We start from the raw sequence: 19,945 nt of genomic DNA on the forward strand, positions 1-19,945 counted from the left end.
GAAAGACGATGCCGTGCAGGCAGCGGATGGAAGCCCGCACAGATGGAGCGGGTCGTCCCGCTCACTCCTTCGGGTCAACCGAGTACCCTCCTGGGGTATTCCCACCTGCACCTCGCCCCGACGTTCGCACCCTCAGGTGCCATCCGCCGCTCAGGGAGCCGGCGCCGTGGCGTGGGAGTCCGGCTCTGCGGTGTCGTGATCGACCGTCGCGGATTCGCCGGGCTCCTCTGTCGGGAGCTCCCCCGTCGTGGACGCGTCCGCCGTGGACGCGTCCGCCGCGCGCGGGCGCCGGAGCAGCTCGATCACGACCGCGAAGACCACGAGCCCCACGGTCACCCCGATCACCGTGCCGAACGCGACCGGCCGCGACGTGATGAGGATGAGAACCGCGAGCGCGAAGGCGGCGATGAGGATCGGTCCGTGGAAGCGATCGACCGCGACGCCCAGGCGGCCGGTCGACAGCCCTCGTCGCTCCCACGTGCTCCGGATCGCGGTGAACCCACTCTCCAGGAGGCCGCGGATGGCCACAGCGCTGCGGCTCGACCCGGCGAGCCAGGCCCACACGGCGACGAGCACTCCGACCAGGGCGAGCGCCACGATCGTCGAGCTCAGCAGCGAGGTGACCTCGTCGAACAGCGACTGGGCCGCCCCCGCAGTCATGACCGACGGACTCACCGCGCCGATGAAGAACGTCCTCCCGATTCCCATCCCCGCGGACAGGAGCAGGAAAGCGACGGCGAAGCCCACGCTGGTCCACAGGAGGGCACGCGCGCGATCTCGCGCGATCAGGATGCCGACGACGACGAGCCCGAGCAGCACCCATGGCAGCCAGAACCCCGCGGCGACCGCGATCTGGTAGACGGTGCGCACCAGGACCAGCGCGTCAGCCTGGGCGATCGGGACCGACCTGTCGATCTCGGGGATGAGCTCGGCGAATCCGACGCCACGCTCGGTCAGCACCACCTTGACCCGATCGACGACCTGACCGAGGTCGATCGAGAGCACTCCATCGTCAGCGAGCTGCACGGCGGTGTCCGGGCTGTTCTGCAGGATCGCGACCGCGCGTTCGTGCGTGAACCGCAGCGATTGCGCCCAGATGTCGGCGAACTGATCGGATGCCACGACGTCGTGGATCACGCCGTCGACGAGGGAGGTGAGCCCGCTGGCCGCCGGCGCCTCCAGCAGGGAGAGTGCGGATGACGCGCGGGGCGGAAGGTCGAGTTCACGGATTCCGTCGAACACCTCTGCGACGATCGCACTGAAGTCCACCTGCTCCTGGATGGCGGCGCTGACCTGATCCGCGACGAAGTCCTGTACGTCGGGATCCGCGGCGAGCGGCGCGAAAGTGGCGACGAACCGATCGGCATCGACGAGCTGCAGCCGGGCCCAGGTGCCCATCGCGGCTATCGGAGCCATCAGGACCGCGAGAGCGAGCACGATCCCCGCGACGATGCTCCTCCCCACCGGCCGGCGGCGGGGCCGCTTGAGCGTCTCGTTCTCGTGCTCGAGGAGGACGACGCGGGCACGCAGGTCTTCCAGTTCACTCATTCGCTGTCCTCGTCTCGGCTGTCGTTCCGACGGCGGGCTGCCGGTCTCGTCAGCTCAGGAGCTTCTGCTTCGCCGCGGCGAACTCCGCATCGGAGAGCACGCCGGAGTCCTTGAGGGATGCGAGCTGCTGCAGCTTCGCGATCAGATCGTCAGCGGCGGCGGGTGCCGCCGGAGGCGGAGACGAGTACTGGGCCGCTGCATTCTTGGCGGCGGCATCGACCTGCGCCTGCTGCTGCGCGGCCGCGTACTGCTGCTGCTCGTACTCGCCCTGCGCACGCTCCTGCTGATGCCGCGACATCGCGCCGCCGACGGCCGAAGCCGTCCCTGCGACCACTGCGGTCCTGGCAGCGAGGCCGATCAGTCCTGGGCGGCCGAATCTTCTCATGGGCATGTCATTCATCTTCCTGGTCGAGGATGTCCATCACCGCATTCACGACGGGCGCCGGCACACGCTCGCTGCGCAGCACCTGTCCGCCCGCAGCGGCGAGTTTCTGCGCGAGGGTGCGCGCGAAGGCGAGCTCGAGCACGACCAGGGCGGCGGACTGCCCTGGGGCGATCGCGGCGGCGAGCGCTTCGACGTCCTCCTCACCGGCGAGACCCGCCGCGATCGGCTCGAAGCCGTCGAGATCGAGCTTTCCGTCCTCATCGTCGAGCTCGACGATCTCGACCTCTCCGGTCGCCGACTTCGCGAGCACGACGAAGTCGAGCAGTCGCACGACGCCGCTGTCCACGAGCTCCGTCAGCGCGCGGAACGTCGCCGGATCCGGGCGCTGACCCTCGAACCCGACGAGGTAGACCTCGGCCGGGCCGAAACGGAAGTCATTCATGGGTCGTCCCTTCTCCTGTCGCATGTCGACCGTGATTGGGATCCATGCTCGCATCGCGGTCACGGGCGAGGAGTCCGACCTCACCCCGAGAGGATGAGTGCTCCGTCGCCGGCAGCCCGTCACGGGGTCGCCCGCTCGGGGTGAGGGACGCCCCCACTCATCTGCTCACGCTGCCACGATCGCCATACGCAGTAACTCGACGAAAGAGGTGCGAAGTGTCCATTTGGGAAAGCTTCTGGGACATCATCTGGTGGTTCTTCTGGGTCTTCGTGTTCGTCTCCTACCTCATGGTGCTCTTCAACATCGTCGCCGACCTGTTCCGCGATCACACGCTCAACGGCGGGTGGAAGGCCGTGTGGATCATCTTCCTCATCTTCGTCCCGTTCCTGACGGCGCTCGTCTACCTGATCGCCCGCGGCAGAGGCATGGGCGAGCGCAGCGCGTCGGCGTACCGCGAGCAGCAGCATGCCGCCGACTCCTACATCCGCAGTGTCGCCGGCTCCAGTCCCAGCGACGAGATCGACAAGGCATCCAAACTGCTCGCCGCAGGGACCATCACCGCCGACGAGTTCGCCGCCATCAAGGCGCGTGCGCTGAGCTGACCTGCATCCGCGGCGGGCAGCGAGAGCCGCATCGGCGCGCCCGTCCCGATCAGACGGTGGTGCGCACCGCCTCGCGGCGGGACGACACCCCGAGTTTGCGGTAGATCGCGCGCTGGTGGGTCTTCACCGTGTTGATCGACACCGCCAGTTCACGTGCGATCTCCTGCAACGTGCGAGCGGTCTGCAGCTGCTGGAAGACATCGAGTTCACGCCCGGAGAGGGCATCCACCAACGACCCTGCCGAGCCCTTCGCCAGACACCTGCCGATGAAGTCCTCGAACTGCGTGCCGAAGTGCACATGCTCGCCGAGCAGTTTGCGCACGGCCGTCTCGCGGGGCCCGAAGAGAAGGCGGATGTTCTCCCCCGAGGCGACGGCGACACCCGCCTCGCACAGCTCATGCGCCTGGTCGTGGTGTCCGGCCTGACGTCGGAGCAGGGCTGCCGTGAGCAGAGTCGCCGATTTCACGTAGGACACCTCCGCGAAGACGCGCGGAGCCCGCAGCATCTCCAGGGCGGTGGTGTAGTCGCCGGCGCGGCGCAGAACGCCGGCGAGGGCGACGTTGACGACGGGAAGGTCCGGGCACTGGATGTACTTGCGCGCGATCCGCATCGCTCGATCCGTTCGTCCGACGGCTTCTTCGAGCAGGGCGACCGACGATTCGCGGAACGCCGGCCAGGAGACGCCGTGCACGACCTCCAGGGGGATCTCCTGGATGCCGATCGCCGCACGACGGCAGGCGGAGACATCACCCGATTCCGCCGCCGCGTAGGCGATCATCATGCGCGCCACATTCGTGAACGAACGATCGGAGCCCCCGTTGGCGATCACGGTTCCGAACTCGCGGACCGCTTCGTCGAGCTCACCCGACCAGTACGAGACGTATCCCGCGGCCGCGGCAGCACTGCCCCCGGCGTAGGTGCTCCAGGGAAGACCGACATCCTCCGCCCCACGAACGGCGATGAGCGACCGTCGGGCCTCGATGAGATGACCGGCCCAGGTCTGCCCGAAGGCGAGATGCCCCAGCGCGCGCTTCGCCAGCTCTCGATCGCCCGAGCTCTGCGCCTCCCTGGCCGCGGCGGAGAAGTACTCGAGCGGGACCATCGGGTTGCCGCGGTGCCGGATCTCGGTCCACCCGAGGAGATAGTTCAGCGCCGCGCGGTCGCCGAGGTCCGTCGAGTCCGCGTCGAGGAGCATCTGCTGCACCTTCGCGCTCGCATCCGCGACCTCTGCACGCTCGTCGGCGATGAAGAGCCGGGCGATCTGCAGCACCGCGGGCTCATCGTCGTCGCCCGATCGACCGATCATCGCCTCCGCGCGCCGGAACAGCTCACGGGCCACCCGATGATCGCCGAGCACGTCGCTCGCACACGCGCGCACCAGCAGCACCTGCGCGTCATCGGGCGTGCGTCGCAGCATCAGCATCGCTGTGCATTCGACCTCGTCGGCCCTCGCCCCCACCACCAGACCGAGCCAATGATGAAGGAGGGTCTCCCGTGCGGTGAGGAACTCGGACGCATGGAGGGAGTGCGTGATCGATGCCGTCGGATCCGTCGCCTGCAGCGCGGCAGCGGCGCGGCGGTGGCATCCAGCGGCGCGTTCGGCATCGATGTCCAGGATCTCGGCGCATCGCCTGGCGAAGGAGGCATGCCAGCGGTACACGACCCCGTGAGGGCCCTCGAAGCGGTCGAGGAACAATCCGAGGCGCACGCAGGTCTCGAGCAGGGCCGCCGCGTCGGGGCGTCCGGTCACCGCGGCCGCGAGCGCAGGGGTCAGCTCGCTGCAGACGCTCGCCTCGAGAACGAAGTCGGCGACCTCAGGAGGGAGCGTCGCGAGCACGTGCTCCCGCACGTAGTTGCCCAGGAAGCCGGCGGCGCTCTGTGCGCGCTGGTCGGGCCTCGCTCCGCCGATCATCATCAGTCTGACCGCGATCGGCCACCCCCGGGTCTCCTCGAAGATGGTCTGCGCCGAGAGGCCGTCCGTCTCCCCGTCGAGCAGCAGCCGCACTTCCTCTTCCGTGAAGCTGAGCGTGTCCGCGCCGACGAAGGAATCCGGATGCGTCACGCGGTGCCGGGAGAGGGTTACCTCGAGCAATGTCGTCCCCACCAGCACGATCCGTAGGCTGTCCGGCGCCTGCTCGGCCAGCATCCCCAGAAGTCCCGCACGCCAGTCCTCCCCTGCGCGCTGAGCATCGTCGACGATCAGGTGCACGCGCTCGTCCGCATCCTCCAGAACTCTGCAGATCTCCTGGTACGCCCGGTGCGGGTCGTCCAGATCCCGGTCCAGGTCCAGGCGACGCCCCGAGCGCTCCGCGCCCCGGATCAGCGCGTTCACCACGCCCTGGGTCAGCCGCGACGGGTCGGAGTCGAAAGCGTTGAGCCCGAGCCACGCCACGTGTTCGAGCCCTGCCGCCCACTCGGCCACCGAGGTCGTCTTCCCGAATCCGCTGGGGGCACTGACCACGGTCAGCGGGTCTCTGGCGACGGCCTCCGAGATCACCGCGCTCACCCGATCGCGTCGAAGGGCACCCGGTTGGGGTGCCGGCGGCCGGAATCGCACCGTGGGTCCCGGCCTCGTCGAGCGTACGGGGTGCGACATGGCACCAAAGCTAGTGCTGTGCCGGATGCACCTTCAAGGGCATCCTCGCGCGTTCAACCGAGTTGTGCACAATTGAATCGCATGCAATGCTTTACTCATGCCCGTGACCGATGAGATGGTGTGCTTCTCCCTCTACTCCGCTGCGCGCGCCACCACGCAGGCGTACCGGGCTCTGCTCGCCCCCTGGGGGCTGACGTATCCGCAGTATCTGGTCCTCGCCATCCTGTGGCACGAGGGCGATCAGACGATCGGTTCGCTCGGAGACGCCATGCAACTCGACTCCGGGACCCTCTCGCCCCTGGTACGCCGCCTCGAGCAGGCGGGCCTGGTTGCGAAGACGCGCAGCCCCCAGGACGAGCGCGTCGTCACGGTGCAGCTCACCTCCGCAGGCCAGGCGCTCCGCGGGGACCTCGCGAAGATCCCTGCCCAGATCGCGCAGCTCTCCGGCATCCGCGACGACGCGCACCGCCGCCGGCTCATCGCAGAACTCCACGAACTCACCGCTCTGCTGCAGAGCGGTGTCTCGACACCGGCCGCCGGCGCCACCGCGCTGCGCGCCGGCGAATGACCACCCTCCCGGAAGGAAACCCCTCAATGGAAGCCCTCTACACCGCAGAAGCCCTCGCCACCGGCGCCGGCCGCAACGGACACGTCGCCACGAACGACGGTCGCGTCGAGTTCGATCTCGCCATCCCCAAGGAGATGGGCGGCAGCGGCGACGGGGCCAACCCCGAGCAGCTCTTCGCGGCCGGATATGCCGCATGCTTCCACTCCGCTCTGCAGTCCGTCGCGCGGGCGCAGAAGATCAAGATCGACCACAGCTCGGTCGGCGCGCGCGTGCAGATCGGGTCGAACGGCGTCGGCGGCTTCGGCCTCGCGGTCGAACTCGAGGTGGTCATCCCCGAGCTCGCGCACGATCAGGCCCAGGCACTCGCCGACGCCGCACATCAGGTCTGCCCCTACTCGAACGCGACGCGCGGCAACATCGACGTCACGATCACCGTGTCGGACGACTGATCAGCGGAAGGAAAGGAAACCACATCATGCGTGCACTCATCCATTCCCGGTTCGGCGAAGCCGAAGACGTCCTCGCGGTCGAGGAGCGTCCCGTTCCGGAGCCCGCAGCAGGGCAGGTCCGCCTGCGCATCGTCCTCTCCCCCATCCACAACCACGACCTGTGGACCGTGCGCGGCACCTACGGGTTCAAGCCCGAACTGCCTGCGGCCTCGGGCACCGAGGCCCTCGGTATCGTCGACGCTCTCGGTGAGGGGGTCGAGCACCTCGTGGTCGGACAGCGCGTCGCGACCGGCGGCACGTTCGGGGCCTGGGCCGAGTACATCGTGGCCAACGCCGCCGGAATCATCCCCGTGCCCGATTCCCTCTCCGATGAGAGCGCGGCCCAGCTCGTCTCGATGCCGTTCAGCACGATCAGCCTGTTGCAGTTCCTCGACGTCAACGAGGGCGACTGGATCGTGCAGAACGCGGCGAACGGCGCTGTCGGACGCATGCTCGCGCAGCTCGGCGCCGCGCGCGGCGTGCACGTGCTCGGGCTCGTGCGTCGCGCGGAGGGTGTCGAAGAGCTGCGCGCCCAGGGCATCGACAACGTCATCTCCACCGATCAGGACGACTGGCGCGAGCAGGCTGCGCGCCTTACCGGCGGCGCGCCGATCGTCGCCGGTGTCGATTCCGTGGGCGGCTCGGCCTCCGGCGACGTGCTCTCGCTCCTCAGCGAAGGCGGCACGCTCGTCGCGTTCGGGGCGATGAACTCCCCCGTCATGGAGATCGCCTCCTCCGATGTGATCTTCAAGCAGGCCATCGTCAAGGGCTTCTGGGGCAGCAAGGTCATCCAGCAGCTCGATGCCGCCACGCGCGGGGCCCTGTTCGGCGAGCTCATCCAGCGCGTCACCGACGGGACACTGACCCTCCCGGTCGCCGGCGTGTTCGACGCCGCCGAAATCGCCGATGCCGTGCGTCTCAGCATGACGCCTGGCCGCGTGGGCAAGGTGCTGCTGAAGTTCTGATCGCTCTGCTGTCCGGAAAGGGTCGTCCGCATGCGGGCGGCCCTTTCGCGTACCCGCCCTGCGGCGGCTGCGCTCAGTTGAGCTCGTCCGCCTCCGCGATGGTGTTGCGGATGTCCGTGGTGCCGCGCACACTCTCGGCATGGACATCGCACTCATGCAACCGCAGGGGCTGGTCGTCAGCCCCGCTTTCAGCCACGTCGCCGTCGTGCCACCTGGCGCCACGACCATCTACGTCGGAGGGCAGAACGGCATCGATGACACCGGCGCCCTCGTCTCGGACGACGCGGCGGAGCAGTCACTCCGCGCGGTCGAGAACGCCCGCATCGCACTCGAAGCCGTGGGCGCGGGACTCGACGATGTGATCAGCTGGACGGTGCTGATCCATCAGGATGCCGATCTGCGCGCCGCGTACGGCGCCGTCGCATCCACGCTCGCCCGCGACGACGCTCCACCGCTCGTGACGGCCGCCCTCGTCGCCGGACTCGGCGTGCCCGGCGCACTGATCGAGGTGAGCGCGGTCGCCGCGGTGGTCCGCCGCTGATGGCGAACCCGGCAGGGCTCAACCGATGGCGACGGCGATGGCCGTGGCGATGATCGCGAGCAGCGGAAGGGTTCCCTGCATCGCGGCGGCGCGGACCTTGGTGGAGTCCGACAGGACGAGCACCAGAGCAGCGGCGACCATCATGCCGGTGCCGGCGAACACGAGGGTCAGACCCACGGTCGCGAAGTCGACGATCGTCAGACCGATTCCGAGCAGCGCGGTCAGCGCGAGGAACAGGTTGTAGAAGCCCTGGTTGAACGCGAGCGCCTTCATCGTCACGGCATCCGCCTCGCTGGCGACGCCGAAGATCTTCCTCGTCTCGGGCTCGGTCCACTTCAGCGACTCGAGCGCGAAGATGAACACGTGGAACGCGGCGGCAGCCGCGGCGAGGACCAGACCGACGATGAGCATACGGCGATTGTCCCGCGCCGGGGTGCCGCACACCAAACGCCCCCGGGCACTCGGCGCGTCTCGATGTGCCGTTCTAGACCAGGAAGATCGACAGCAGTCCCGGGTTGTGCGCGTGCACCAGAACGGCGAAGACCACGGCGTCGAAGAGCAGGTGCACGGTGACGACGTAGGCGAGCGAGTGCGTGCGGAGGAAGATGTAGCCCTGCAGCAGGGCGAACGGAATGGTCAGCAGCGGTCCCCACTCGCGGTAGCCCAGTTCCCACAGGAACGAGACGAAGACGATCGCCTGCAGCAGGTTCGCGACGAGATCCGGGAAGTGGCGCCGCAGCAGAGCGAACACCGTGCAGATGAAGAACAGCTCATCCCAGATGCCGACAGCGCCCACACCGACGAAGAGTCTCGCGATGAGATCGGGCGTGTCGACCACCGGCCAGTTCTGGTACACGCCGCTGGTGATGAAGTAGAAGGGCAGGATCAGCCACCCGAGCACCAGCACCGCCACGAGCCAGCCCCACTGCAGCCGGCCCCAGCGCTTATGGGTCCGCCAGGGGAAGCTGATCGCGCGGTCTCGATAGACGAACCGAGAGATCAGGTACGGCACCGCGACCGCCCCACCCAGTGCGAGGGTGAATCGCAGCATCGCGAGATTGTCGAGCTCTGCGGCCAACGGGATGATGCTCACAATCAGAAGGCCGATCGCGATCAGGGAGAGATCCCTCGTGAGAGACGGGGGCCGGTGCAGGCCGATCGCCCTCGCGCTCTCCCGGCGCGAACCCACGCTCACGACCTGGTCCTCGGGATGCCGACCCCGCTCGATCAGAGCGGCCACGGCGATGCCAGCCGCGAGCAGCGTCCAGCCGAGCCAGGGGATCTCCAGCACGAAGAACGCCGGAGCCGCGGCGCACACGAGCAGCGCCGGCACGAAGCTCCACCGCTGCCTCGTGTCGCGCCGCACGTCGGTCATGTGCGCGTCCTGCGCCGATAGACGAGGTCGCGAATGTCCCGCCCCTTGGCGATGCCCTTGCGCTCGAACGCGGTCATCACCCGTCCGTCGAAGCGATCTGCCCATTCTCCGTCGAACGCGCGCTCGAACGACGGCTCGGCATCGAGCACGTCGCGCATCTGCAGCGCATAGTCCTCCCAGTCCGTCGCGAGCCGCAGCAGTCCGCCGTCACGCAGCGCCCTCGCGGCGGTGTCGCCGAATCCGGGCCGCACCAGACGGCGCTTGGTGTGCTTCTTCTTGTGCCACGGGTCGGGGAAGAAGATCCACACCTCACGCGCGGCCGCCTCGGGCAGCAACGAGGAGAGCACCTCGGGTGCGTTGGCCTCGACCACGCGCAGGTTCCGAGCGCCCTCGCGATCGGCATCGAGCATGGTCCGTGCGAGTCCGGCGCGGAACACCTCGACGGCGAGGAAGTCGTCATCCGGGCGCGACGAGGCCGCCGCCACGATCGCATGCCCCTGCCCCGAGCCGATCTCGACATAGAGATCCGCCGAGCGTCCGTACTCGGTCGCGGGGTCCAAGCGCGCCTCGGGGTGCACTGAGGTCCAGGCGACGTCGCGCGGCACGTCGAGCAGATAGTGCGGGCCGAGCTCGGTGAAGGCGCGCTCCTGCGCGTCGGACATCCGGCCGCTGCGGCGCACGAACGAGACCGGCTCGTCTCGGAAGGTACGGGGTTCGGGCATGTTTCCAGGGTAGCCGCCGGCGTCGTGGCCTCCGGTGCCGCGGCGACCGCGGCGTCTCAGACCGCCGGTGCCGTGACGAAGTCGATGAGCTCCTCCACACGGCCCAGCAGCGCCGGTTCCAGGTCTCGATACGTCGTGACCTTGGAGAGGATGTGCTGCCAGGCGCGGGCGATGTCGGCCTGTGTCTCGTGAGGCCAGCCGAACGCGCGGCAGATTCCGACCTTCCACTCGATGCCGCGCGGGATCTCCGGCCACTTCGCGATGCCGAGAGCTCGCGGCGTCACGCACTGCCAGACGTCGACGAAAGGATGCCCGACGATGCGGAGATGGCGTCCGTGCGGGCCGCGCGCGACGGCGTCGGCGATCCTCGACTCCTTCGAGCCCGCGACGAGGTGATCGACGAGGACGCCGTAGCGTCGCGTCGCACTGGGCGGCTCGGCGGCCAGCAGATCATCGAGCAGATCCACGCCCTGGAGGAAATCGACGACCACTCCCTCGACCCGCAGGTCGGCGCCCCACACCTTCTCGACGAGTTCGGCATCGTGCTTGCCCTCGACGAGGATCCGACTGGGCAGGGCCACGCGGGCGCGCTGGTCGGCGACGACGAAGGAACCGGATGCCGTCCTGCGAGGTCCCTGCTCCTTCGCTGCGGGGACGACCAGCCGGACAGGTGCGCCGTCGATGAGGAACCCCCCGCCGAGGGGGAACAGGCGCCGGCGCCCGAGGCGGTCCTCCAGCTCGACGTTGCCGCCCTGCACTCGGGTGACCGCACCGCAGAAGCCGTCGTCGGCGACCTCGACCACGAGATCCGCCTCCGCCGCGACCTGTGGCACCTTCTTCGCGCCGCGGTCGCGCCAGCCCGTCGCCAGCACATCCGAACCGTACATGTCGTCCATGCCTCCCAGCGTATGTGTCTGCGCTGAGGGCGAACGGCGAACCCGCCGTGAGTGCTGTCGCGTGTCGGACGGAGTGCATAGACTCAAGGCATGGGGCTCGGCTGCCGGTCGGAGGGAACACGATGACGAAACGGTGGCTCGCGCTGGCCGCACTCACCCTCGCTGCGGTCGCCGGGGCGTTCACCGCCTCCGCGGCATCCGCCACCGATCCGGTCACGCTCGACGCCGGCTACGTCACCGACCAGGCCGGAGTGCTGAGCGCCGACGAAGAAGCCACCGTCGAGGCCAGGCTCCAGGAGCTGACCGACAACTCGAACGCCGATCTGTTCGTCGTCCTCGTCGACGACTTCACCAATCCCACCGACAACGTGCAGTGGGCCGACACGGTCGCGCAGAACAACAACCTCGGCACCGAGCAGTATCTCCTCGCGATCGCCGTCGACGGGCGCAGCTACTACATCTCCGCTGCGCCCGACGGTCCGGTGAGCTTCGGCCAGCTCGACAGCATCGAAGACAAGATGGTCCCCTTCGCCGCAGACGGCGACTGGGTCGGAGCGATCACCCTCGCCGCCGACGAGATCCAGGGAGACGGGGGCGTCGGCGCACTGCGCATCGGACTGATCGTGGTCGCCATCATCGCGGTGGCGCTTCTTCTCTGGCTCGTCATCGCCCTGGTGCGCCGCGCACGCCGCAGGGCCGAGATCCGCGAGCGCGGAGCCATGCCGGAGACGCCCGACCCCGCCGATCCCTACTCCACCCTCACCGACCAGCAGGTCGAGACGCAGGCCGGACTCGCACTCGTGCAGGCCGACGACGCCATCACCTCCAGCAGAGAGGAACTCGGCTTCGCCGTCGCGCAGTTCGGTGAAGGAGCGACCGAGGAGTTCACGCGCGTCGTCGACGCCGCGAAGGCGAAGATCTCCGAGGCCTTCGACCTCAGGCAGAAGCTCGACGACGAGATCGAGGACACGATCCACGACCGCAGGGCCTGGCACATCCGCATCATCCGGATCGCCGACGAGATCGACGACATCCTCGACGACAACACGGCGGCCTTCGACGCCCTCCGCAAGCTGGAGCAGAACGCCCCGCAGGAACTCGAGCGGGTCCGTGGTGAGCGCGCAGCCCTCGACCCCGTCCTCGCTTCGGCTGCCCCGGCTCTCGCCGCGCTGTCGACGACCTACGCCCCGGCGGCACTCGCGATGGTCGCAGACAACCCCGCCCAGGCCCGCGAACGCACCGATCTCGCGGATCGGTCGATCGAGGCGGCGGCGCAGGCGATCGCGGCCGGGCGCTCGGGCGAGGCGGCCTTCGCCATCCGCACGGCCGAGCAATCCGTCGCGCAGGCCGCGCAGCTCGCACAGGCTGTCTCGACGCTGGGGGCCGAGCTCTCCACGATCGAGGCGCAGTCCCAGGCGCTCGTCGCCGAGCTGCAGGCAGACCTCGCCGCAGCGCAGCAGCTTCCCGACCCCTCGGGCACGATCGCCGCAGCGGCCTCCGCGACCGCGCAGCAGCTTCAGGTGGCGCAGACCGAGCTCGCCGGTTCCGCGCGCAATCCGCAGCGTGTGCTCGAGGCGCTCAGCGCGGCCAACGCACAGATCGACGCGGCGATCGCGCAGGGTCGGGAGAGCGTCGAACGCGCCCGCCGTGTGCAGCAGATGCTGGAGCAGACCGTCGCGCAGGCGAACTCCGAGATCCGTGCCGCTCGCGAGTTCATCGAGACCCGTCGTGGGACCGTCGGCTCCACCGCACGCACGCGTCTCGCCAACGCCGAGGCGAGTCTGTCGCAGGCGCTGAATCTGCGAGCCACCGACCCGGACGCCGCGCTGGCGGAAGCGAATCGTGCGCTCGCTCTGGCGGGACAGGCAACGTCCGCGGCGCAGTCCGACGTGCAGTCCTACAACCCTCCCGGCTTCGACCAGGGCGGCTTCGGCGGCCCCTTCGGCGGTTCCGGATCGTCGTCGGGCGGTTCGGGGATCGGCGGCGACATCCTCGGCGGCATCATCGGCGGCCTGCTCGCTGGTGGAGGCGGAGGCTCCTCTCGTCGAGGAAGCAGCAGCGGCTGGCGCTCCTCGGGAGGGGGAGGCTTCCGCAGCTCCGGTTTCGGAGGCGGAGGCTCGCGCAGCAGCGGCCGCAGCGGCCGATCGGGAGGTAGACGCTTCTGATCCCCTACACAGACAGTTACGACAAGCTCTCGAAGACGCCCTCTGAAAGGAACCACGCATGACCAAGCAGTCCATCTTCGGACGTATCTCGACCCTCGTCCGCGCGAACATCAACTCCCTGCTGGACTCTGCGGAAGACCCGCAGAAGATGATCGACCAGCTCGTTCGCGACTACACGAACAGCATCGCCGACGCCGAGTCCGCGATCGCGGAGACCATCGGCAACCTGCGCCTGCTCGAGCGGGACCACGAGGAAGACGTCCAGGCTTCGACCGAGTGGGGCAACAAGGCCCTCGCCGCCAGCCGCAAGGCCGATGAGATGCGCGCGAGCGGCAACACCGCCGACGCCGACAAGTTCGACAACCTGGCCAAGATCGCTCTCCAGCGTCAGATCAGCGCCGAGCGCGAGGCCACGGGCGCCGAGCCGCAGATCGCGGCCCAGACCGAGATCGTCGACAAGCTCAAGAGCGGCCTGAACGGCATGAAGGACAAGCTGGTCGAGCTCAAGAACAAGCGCAGCGAACTCCTCGCCCGCGCCAAGGTCGCCGAGGCGCAGACCAAGGTGCAGGACGCGGTCGGCTCGATCAACGTGCTCGACCCCACCAGCGAGCTGGGCCGTTTCGAGGACAAGGTCCGCCGCCAGGAGGCCATCGCACAGGGCAAGATCGAGCTCGCAGCGTCGAGCCTCGACGCCCAGTTCGAGAGCCTGGAAGACCTCGGCGAGCTGACCGAGGTCGAGGCGCGCCTCGCCGAGCTCAAGGCCGGCGGCACCGCTCCCCGCCAGGCCATCGAAGGCAACTGACACGACCGGCGGATGCCCCGAGCTGCGCGCCCGGGGCATCCGCCCTCTCTTCTTCGGAGGCACCCATGGTGCGATTCCTCGTCATCCCGCAGTGGCAGGGCTCGCCCGCACCGCGCGCGATGCTGCTCACAGACGGCGCCTCGGCGATCTCCGGTGATCTCCCCCGGGCTGCCACGACCGTGCTCGACGTGCCGGTCGAGGCCGGCGAATCCCTGGGCACCGGAGTCCGCCGCCTGAGTGCGCTTCTCCGCACCCGCGAACTCGTCCACGGGCACATCGACTCCGACACCGTCGTGATCGGTGGTGATTGCAGCGTCACCGTCGCCGCCCTCGATGCACTGCCCGGGGGCACCGAGGGTCTTGCCGTGGTGTGGTGCGATGCGCACGCCGACATGCACACCCCCGAGACCTCGCCGTCCGGTGCGTTCTCGGGCATGGCGCTGCGCGCTCTGCTCGGCGAGGGAGAGGAGCAGCTCGTGCTCACCCCCGCGATCCCTGCGAGCCGCGTGATCACGGTCGGGATCCGCAATCTCGATGACGAGGAGGTCGACCAGATCGCCCCTCTCACCAACCTCTCGGTCGACGACCTCGCCCGCCCGGAGGCGCTGCTCGACGCGGTCCGCGCGACCGGGGCTTCACGAGTGTGGGTGCACATCGATGTCGATGTGCTGGACCCCTCCGACTTCGCCGGCGTCTCGTCCTCGGTGCCCTTCGGGCTCTCCCCCGCAGCGCTCAGCGCGGCCATCCGCGCCCTGCGCACCGAGGTGCCACTCGCAGGCGCGACCATCGCCGGGTTCGCACCCCGCTCTCCGGCCGATGCCGTCGACGACCTCGGTGCACTGCTGCGGCTGGTCGGAGCGGTGGCGTGATCGCCGGGGCCGACTGGCGAACGCGAGCCGATGAGGTCCTCGCTCGTGGACGACGATTCGACCGCCGCATCCCGTCCTTCCTGCTGCGCTCTCCGGTGAGCAGGCTCGGCTACCTCTGGGGCACGGCCGTCGGCTGGGTCTGGGGATCCCTGTGGAGCACCGGCCCCGTCGAGCGGCGTGCCGGACTGTGGATCTTCCAGGGCATGCCGAGCTGGACCTTCAACCGCGGAGGAGTGTGCGTCGGCGGCTGCTTCCTGACCGGTGACAGCCGTCCCAGCGAGGCGGTGCTCCGTCACGAGGCTGTGCACAAGGCGCAGTGGCTCCGCTACGGCTTCCTGATGCCCGTTCTCTACCTGTTCGCCGGCCGAGACCCGCTGCGCAACCGCTTCGAGATCGAAGCGGGGCTGGAGGACGGAAACTACGTGCGACGCACGCGCCGATAGATCGCGGCCGTCCGCGAGACGCACCGCAGCTCACAGCACCGCGCTCAGGAGGACCATCGCTGCGCGCGAACGCGGATCGGCAGAGGCCGTGTCAGTGTTCGACGGGCAGCAGGCCGAAGCGCTCGGGAGCATGGATGAGCGCCGGCGAGATCTCCAACGAGGTCGTCAGGTGCTCGACGATGTCCGCCGTGCCCAGGTAGCCGCCCAGCAGGGTGACGTGGGTCTCGATCTCGTCGTCGCACATCATCTCGTCGGCCCACGCACAGGTCGCGCGCGCCAGCGCCTGGCCCGGTGCGCATGCACGACCGCTTCCGGGGGCACCTGATCGCTGCTCTCGCGCCAGCCATGTCACCGTCATGCGGCCAGGGGCCTCGATGAAGCCGATATCGGCGACCTCGGGCACCTCGATGAAGATGCGGCCGGACGCGCACAGCGGCAACGTCGTCAGGAACACCTCGAGCTCGGTCAGCGAGCGCTCGTCCGCCGTCACCAGGTGGTGGGAACGCCGACGGGCTGCGCGACGTTCGGCGCGCGTGCCGCGAGTCTCGAGCGAGGTGTTCATGGTGTCTTCATCGTACACCAAGTGAAGGCTTGCCTAACCTTGCATCAGCTGGGCAGCGACGAGGTCGACGGCTCCGACGCATCCTCCACGAGTGCCGCCGACAGCGCGGCCAGCTCTGCGTCGGTCATCCCCTGCGCGCGCAGGTATCCGGAAGCAGACCCCCACCGTTCGTCCACCTGCTCCAGCAGGCGCCGCATCACCGGCGCCGGAGACTGGGTGGCGAGCGCCACCGCGTGCACGGCTTCCGGGTGCTGGGTGCGAAGGTAGTCGGCGATCCGCTGCGAACGCTGAGTCGGGAGCTGGGACTCCGTGAGCGCATAGTCGGCGATCACGGCCTCCCGATCGGCGCCGACGGCGGAGAGGGCGAGGGCGACGGTGACCCCCGTGCGGTCCTTGCCGACCGTGCAGTGCACCAGCGTGCGCTCCCCCGCGGCGATGATGCGGATGGCGTCCGCGAGCCGTTCCCCGCTCTCTTCGAGGAGATGCAGATACAGGTCGTCGAGGCTGGTGTCGGCTTCGAAGAAGGATCGCACCGACCCCAGGAACAGCGGCAGGTGCGTGGTGTCAGGCCCCTCGATCTCCGAGGGCTCCGCTGCGACCTCTTCGCCGTCACGCAGATCCACGATGTGCTGGACGCGGGCCCGCAACGCGGCGGCGCCCGAGGTGGTCGCCCCGGAGAGTTGCCCTGCTCGCAGCAGAGCGCCGGAGCGGATGCGCCCGCCGTTCGCCGGCATGCCCCCGACATCCCTGACGTTGAAGACCCCTTCGATCTCGAGGATGGTCATGCCTGGGCCTGCGGGGCGCGAACGGGAACCGGGTATCGTCCGGCGATCACGATGCGGTTGAACGCATTGATGGATACGCACGCCCAGCTGAGCGCCGCGTACTCCTTCTCGGTGAACACACTTCCGACCTGGTCGTACACCTCATCGGAGATCCCGTCCTCGGCGATGAACGTGAAGGCTTCGGCGAGCTCGAGCGCAGCGCGCTCGCGATCACTGAACACGCCGCTCTCTCGCCAGGTGGGAATCTGCGTGAGGGTGTCGATGTCGACTCCGGCCGCCACCGCCCTGTCGACATGGATCCGCGCACAGTAGGCGCAGCCGTTGAGCTGCGAGCAGTGGATCATGACGAGCTCCTTGAGGCGCTCGTCGATGCCGTTGGCCGCGCAGATCTGCCCCACGGTCTTCGAGAATGCGTCAAGCGCCTGGTACGCGGCCGGCTCGGTCTTGGACAGGTGCACACGCGTCTCGCTCATGACTCCATGATATTCGGCGTCTCACAGCGGGGTCCCGACCGGAGCCATCCACCACTGAAATGCACTACGACAAGAACACCTTGTCAACAGTGGACATATTGCGAGCCGTGAGACGGCATTCTCTTGCCATATTGATCCGGCATTTCCGGCATGTCGGGCGGAGGGAGCAGAATGTGGAGGTGGCGATCGACAACAGCGAGTTCAGCTATCTTCCCGCACAGGCCGAAGCGCTCGGCGTCCCCCTTCCCCCGGTGGAACGTCTCACCCTTCCGCTCGCCGACGGACGCACCCTGAGTGCCCTCTGCTTCGGAAGCGAAGCCCCGCGAGTGACGCTGCTGCACGGCGCGGGCCTGAACGCGCACACCTGGGACACCACAACGCTCGCGCTGCAGCAGCCCCTCCTCGCGATCGATCTCGCCGGGCACGGCGACTCCTCCTGGCGAGACGACGTCGACTACACGCCGCGCACCCTCGCCCGCGACGTCGCTGCCGCGATCGAGGCCTGGACCACGCAGCCCCAGCTGGTGGTCGGGCAGTCGCTCGGAGGCCTCACGGGCGCCGCTCTCGCCGCCTCGCGACCTGATCTGGTGTCCGAGGTCATCATCATCGACATCACGCCAGGCATCGACGTGACAGCCGGTCCTGCGGCGTTGCGCGAGTTCTACGCCGGCCCGACTGACTTCGCCTCACGGGACGAACTCGTCGACAAGGCGATCTCGCTCGGCTTCGGCGGGACGCGCCCCGAGACGGAACGCGGCGTCTTCTTGAACACGCGCGTGCGCGCGGACGGACGTGTGGAGTGGAAGCACCACTTCGCCCATCTCGCCGCCCAGGCACTGGCGGCTCACGATCCCGGATCGGCGACGGCGCCGTCGGTGCTCCACGAGACGGGCTGGGACGACCTGGCAGCGGTCACCGCGCCGATCACACTGGTGCGCGCTGCACGCGGCTTCGTCAGCGAAGAAGATGCCGCGGAGCTCCAGCGACGCGTCCCCACGGCCCATCTGGTCGTCCTCGATGCGACCCACAATGTGCAGGAGACGGCTCCGGTCGCTCTGGCCGGGCTCATCGAATCAGCGACCCCCGCCCGCAGAATATGACGTTCCGTTCCATACCCGACCCTCACCCCGCCACACATCTCTAGGCTCGATCCCACGGCACACAGCAGCTGCCGCACCGAGAGGAAACGCCCATGTTCCGACGTACCCGACGTCTCGCGCTGATATCCGCGCTCGCGGCCACCGCCGTGATCCTGAGCGCATGCTCCGGCACTCCCGACCCCGAGCCCAGCAGCGCGCCCGGAACACCCGACCCGAACGCGACGCTGCACGTCGGTCTCGTCCTCGAGCCGACCAACCTCGACATCCGTCACACCAGCGGCGCCGCCCTCGAGCAGATCCTGATCGACAACATCTACGAAGGCCTCGTGACCCGCACGCAGGACAACGAGATCGAAGGTCGGCTCGCCTCGGACTACGAGGTCTCCTCCGACGGCCTCACCTACACGTTCACGCTGAACGAGGGTGTCCTGTTCCATGACGGAACGCCTCTCACCTCGGCCGACGTCGTCTCGTCCTACGAGACCGTCCGCACCGATGCCACCGTGCAGGGCAACGCGGACTTCGCCGCCGTCACGGCGATCACCGCGCCCGACCCGACGACGGTCGAGATCACGCTGTCCGAGCCGAACCAGAACTTCCTGTTCGCCCTCACCGGGCCCGCAGGTCTCGTCTTCAAGTCCGCGGACACGACCGAGCTGAAGACCGCGGAGAACGGCACCGGACCCTTCACGCTGACGCGCTGGAACAAGGGCAGCACCATCACGTTCGCGCGCAACGACGCCTACTGGGGGGATCCTGCCGGGGTCGCCCAGGTCGAGTTCCAGTACATCCCCGACTTCACCGCCGGCGTCAACGCAGCGCTGGCCGGCGACGTCGATGTGCTCACCGCCGTCGACCCGAACCTCGCGCCTCAGCTCGAGGACTCCGGCGACTTCGCCCTCACGACGGGACGCACGACCGACAAGGCGACACTCGCCTTCAACAACAAGAAGGCACCGCTCGACGACGTCCGCGTGCGCGAAGCGCTGCGCCTCGCCATCGACCACGACGCCCTCATCGAGGCGGTCGGCGCGGGAACGCCCCTGTACGGTCCGATCCCCGAGCTCGACCCCGGTTATGAAGATCTGTCGGATGTCGTCTCCTATGACCCGGAGAAGGCCAAGGCGCTGCTCGCCGAGGCCGGCCAGAAGGATCTGGAGCTGACGCTCACGATCCCCTCGTTCTACGGGACGACCGTTCCCAAGGTGCTGATCTCCGACTTCAAGAAGGTCGGTGTGACCCTCGAGGTGAACGCGGTCGAGTTCCCGACCTGGCTGGAAGACGTCTACACCAACCAGGACTACGACCTGAGCTTCGTGCTGCACGTCGAGCCCCGAGATTTCGGCAACTTCGCCAACCCGGACTACTACTTCGGGTACGACAACGCCGAGGTGCAGAGCCTGTATGCGAAGGCGCTGGCCGAGGTCGACCCCGACAAGTCCTCTGAACTGCTCGCACAGGCTGCACGCCTCGTGTCGGAGGACCACGCCGCCGACTGGCTGTACAACGGCGAGACCATCACGGCGGTGAGTCCCATCGTGACCGGATTCCCCGAAGACTCCATCAACTCGCGCATCAACCTCGCCGGCGTCACCGTCTCCGCCGAGAAGTAGCGAGC

The 19,945-nt window shown here is 68.6% G+C and carries 22 protein-coding genes; 11 read left to right on the forward strand and 11 right to left on the reverse strand.

Annotation, left to right across the window (positions count from 1 at the left end; all coding sequences use genetic code 11):
• Positions 1-150: 150 nt before the first annotated feature.
• From ASC55_RS04345 to ASC55_RS04355, 3 genes are read right to left on the reverse strand one after another with little or no spacing between them, the layout of a single operon-like run.
• Positions 151-1,548: a hypothetical protein gene (locus tag ASC55_RS04345; protein WP_055872885.1), complete on the reverse strand. Its 1,398-nt coding sequence runs from the start codon at positions 1,546-1,548 to the stop codon at positions 151-153.
• A 49-nt stretch (positions 1,549-1,597) separates the two neighbouring features.
• Complete coding sequence (locus ASC55_RS04350) at positions 1,598-1,939, reverse strand: SHOCT domain-containing protein (RefSeq protein WP_055872888.1); 342 nt, start codon at positions 1,937-1,939, stop codon at positions 1,598-1,600.
• Between the two features lies 1 nt (position 1,940).
• Complete coding sequence (locus tag ASC55_RS04355; protein ID WP_055869036.1) at positions 1,941-2,375, reverse strand: DUF6325 family protein; 435 nt, start codon at positions 2,373-2,375, stop codon at positions 1,941-1,943.
• A 215-nt stretch (positions 2,376-2,590) separates the two neighbouring features.
• On the opposite strand from ASC55_RS04355, the gene ASC55_RS04360 reads away from it, so the two are divergent.
• Positions 2,591-2,977, forward strand: coding sequence for a PLDc N-terminal domain-containing protein (locus tag ASC55_RS04360; RefSeq protein ID WP_055869037.1), 387 nt, complete (start codon positions 2,591-2,593; stop codon positions 2,975-2,977).
• A gap of 49 nt (positions 2,978-3,026) precedes the next feature.
• Here the strand turns inward: ASC55_RS04360 and ASC55_RS04365 are convergent, their stop codons facing one another.
• Positions 3,027-5,483 carry a LuxR C-terminal-related transcriptional regulator gene (locus ASC55_RS04365; protein WP_055872891.1) on the reverse strand — a complete coding sequence of 819 codons (2,457 nt, stop codon included), beginning with the start codon at positions 5,481-5,483 and terminating at the stop codon, positions 3,027-3,029.
• Between the two features lie 187 nt (positions 5,484-5,670).
• Here ASC55_RS04365 and ASC55_RS04370 point away from each other — a divergent pair, with 187 nt between their 5' ends.
• From ASC55_RS04370 to ASC55_RS04385, 4 genes are all read left to right on the forward strand, one after another.
• Positions 5,671-6,141 (forward strand): MarR family winged helix-turn-helix transcriptional regulator, encoded by a 471-nt coding sequence (locus ASC55_RS04370; RefSeq protein ID WP_200935137.1) that lies wholly within the window; start codon positions 5,671-5,673, stop codon positions 6,139-6,141.
• Between the two features lie 26 nt (positions 6,142-6,167).
• The gene (locus tag ASC55_RS04375) at positions 6,168-6,590 is read left to right on the forward strand and encodes an organic hydroperoxide resistance protein (RefSeq protein ID WP_055872894.1); all 423 of its coding nucleotides are present in this window, start codon (positions 6,168-6,170) and stop codon (positions 6,588-6,590) included.
• Positions 6,591-6,616: 26 nt separating this feature from the next.
• Positions 6,617-7,594 carry a zinc-binding dehydrogenase gene (locus tag ASC55_RS04380; protein WP_055872896.1) on the forward strand — a complete coding sequence of 326 codons (978 nt, stop codon included), beginning with the start codon at positions 6,617-6,619 and terminating at the stop codon, positions 7,592-7,594.
• A gap of 139 nt (positions 7,595-7,733) precedes the next feature.
• Complete coding sequence (locus ASC55_RS04385; protein WP_017831047.1) at positions 7,734-8,135, forward strand: RidA family protein; 402 nt, start codon at positions 7,734-7,736, stop codon at positions 8,133-8,135.
• Between the two features lie 18 nt (positions 8,136-8,153).
• Here ASC55_RS04385 and ASC55_RS04390 read toward each other — a convergent pair whose 3' ends face one another.
• The 4 genes from ASC55_RS04390 to ASC55_RS04405 form a co-directional block, all read right to left on the reverse strand.
• Positions 8,154-8,546: a DUF1304 domain-containing protein gene (locus ASC55_RS04390; protein ID WP_055869041.1), complete on the reverse strand. Its 393-nt coding sequence runs from the start codon at positions 8,544-8,546 to the stop codon at positions 8,154-8,156.
• A gap of 73 nt (positions 8,547-8,619) precedes the next feature.
• Complete coding sequence (locus tag ASC55_RS04395; RefSeq protein WP_055872899.1) at positions 8,620-9,510, reverse strand: CPBP family intramembrane glutamic endopeptidase; 891 nt, start codon at positions 9,508-9,510, stop codon at positions 8,620-8,622.
• On the reverse strand, positions 9,507-10,232 hold the full coding sequence (gene trmB, locus ASC55_RS04400; RefSeq protein ID WP_055872901.1) for a tRNA (guanosine(46)-N7)-methyltransferase TrmB: 726 nt from the start codon (positions 10,230-10,232) through the stop codon (positions 9,507-9,509). Before trmB ends, ASC55_RS04395 begins: the two co-directional genes overlap by 4 nt.
• A gap of 56 nt (positions 10,233-10,288) precedes the next feature.
• A complete protein-coding gene (locus ASC55_RS04405) occupies positions 10,289-11,128 on the reverse strand; it encodes a DUF3097 domain-containing protein (protein ID WP_055872904.1) in 840 nt (279 codons plus the stop codon).
• A 122-nt stretch (positions 11,129-11,250) separates the two neighbouring features.
• Here ASC55_RS04405 and ASC55_RS04410 point away from each other — a divergent pair, with 122 nt between their 5' ends.
• From ASC55_RS04410 to ASC55_RS04425, 4 genes are all read left to right on the forward strand, one after another.
• Positions 11,251-13,293, forward strand: coding sequence for a TPM domain-containing protein (locus tag ASC55_RS04410; protein ID WP_055872907.1), 2,043 nt, complete (start codon positions 11,251-11,253; stop codon positions 13,291-13,293).
• A 58-nt stretch (positions 13,294-13,351) separates the two neighbouring features.
• Positions 13,352-14,095 (forward strand): PspA/IM30 family protein, encoded by a 744-nt coding sequence (locus tag ASC55_RS04415; protein WP_055872910.1) that lies wholly within the window; start codon positions 13,352-13,354, stop codon positions 14,093-14,095.
• A 65-nt stretch (positions 14,096-14,160) separates the two neighbouring features.
• A complete protein-coding gene (locus tag ASC55_RS04420; RefSeq protein ID WP_055872913.1) occupies positions 14,161-14,964 on the forward strand; it encodes an arginase family protein in 804 nt (267 codons plus the stop codon).
• A complete protein-coding gene (locus tag ASC55_RS04425; protein ID WP_055872915.1) occupies positions 14,961-15,407 on the forward strand; it encodes a hypothetical protein in 447 nt (148 codons plus the stop codon). The genes ASC55_RS04420 and ASC55_RS04425 overlap by 4 nt, the downstream gene beginning before the upstream one ends.
• Before the next feature lie 91 nt (positions 15,408-15,498).
• Here the strand turns inward: ASC55_RS04425 and ASC55_RS04430 are convergent, their stop codons facing one another.
• Genes ASC55_RS04430 through ASC55_RS04440 form a run of 3 tightly spaced genes read right to left on the reverse strand, consistent with a single transcriptional unit; the run spans position 15,499 to position 17,227 of the window.
• Positions 15,499-15,969: an SIP domain-containing protein gene (locus ASC55_RS04430; RefSeq protein ID WP_055869049.1), complete on the reverse strand. Its 471-nt coding sequence runs from the start codon at positions 15,967-15,969 to the stop codon at positions 15,499-15,501.
• Positions 15,970-16,013: 44 nt separating this feature from the next.
• Entirely contained in the window at positions 16,014-16,754 is a 741-nt protein-coding gene (locus tag ASC55_RS04435; RefSeq protein ID WP_055872918.1) for a tyrosine-protein phosphatase, read from the reverse strand.
• A complete protein-coding gene (locus tag ASC55_RS04440; protein ID WP_055869051.1) occupies positions 16,751-17,227 on the reverse strand; it encodes a carboxymuconolactone decarboxylase family protein in 477 nt (158 codons plus the stop codon). The genes ASC55_RS04435 and ASC55_RS04440 overlap by 4 nt, the downstream gene beginning before the upstream one ends.
• A gap of 173 nt (positions 17,228-17,400) precedes the next feature.
• Between ASC55_RS04440 and ASC55_RS04445 the strand changes: the two genes are divergently transcribed.
• Positions 17,401-18,327 (forward strand): alpha/beta fold hydrolase, encoded by a 927-nt coding sequence (locus ASC55_RS04445; protein ID WP_055872921.1) that lies wholly within the window; start codon positions 17,401-17,403, stop codon positions 18,325-18,327.
• Positions 18,328-18,419: 92 nt separating this feature from the next.
• On the forward strand, positions 18,420-19,940 hold the full coding sequence (locus tag ASC55_RS04450; protein ID WP_055872924.1) for an ABC transporter substrate-binding protein: 1,521 nt from the start codon (positions 18,420-18,422) through the stop codon (positions 19,938-19,940).
• Positions 19,941-19,945 lie beyond the last annotated feature (5 nt).

Source organism: Microbacterium sp. Root322, from assembly GCF_001425645.1.
Taxonomy (GTDB): domain Bacteria; phylum Actinomycetota; class Actinomycetes; order Actinomycetales; family Microbacteriaceae; genus Microbacterium; species Microbacterium maritypicum.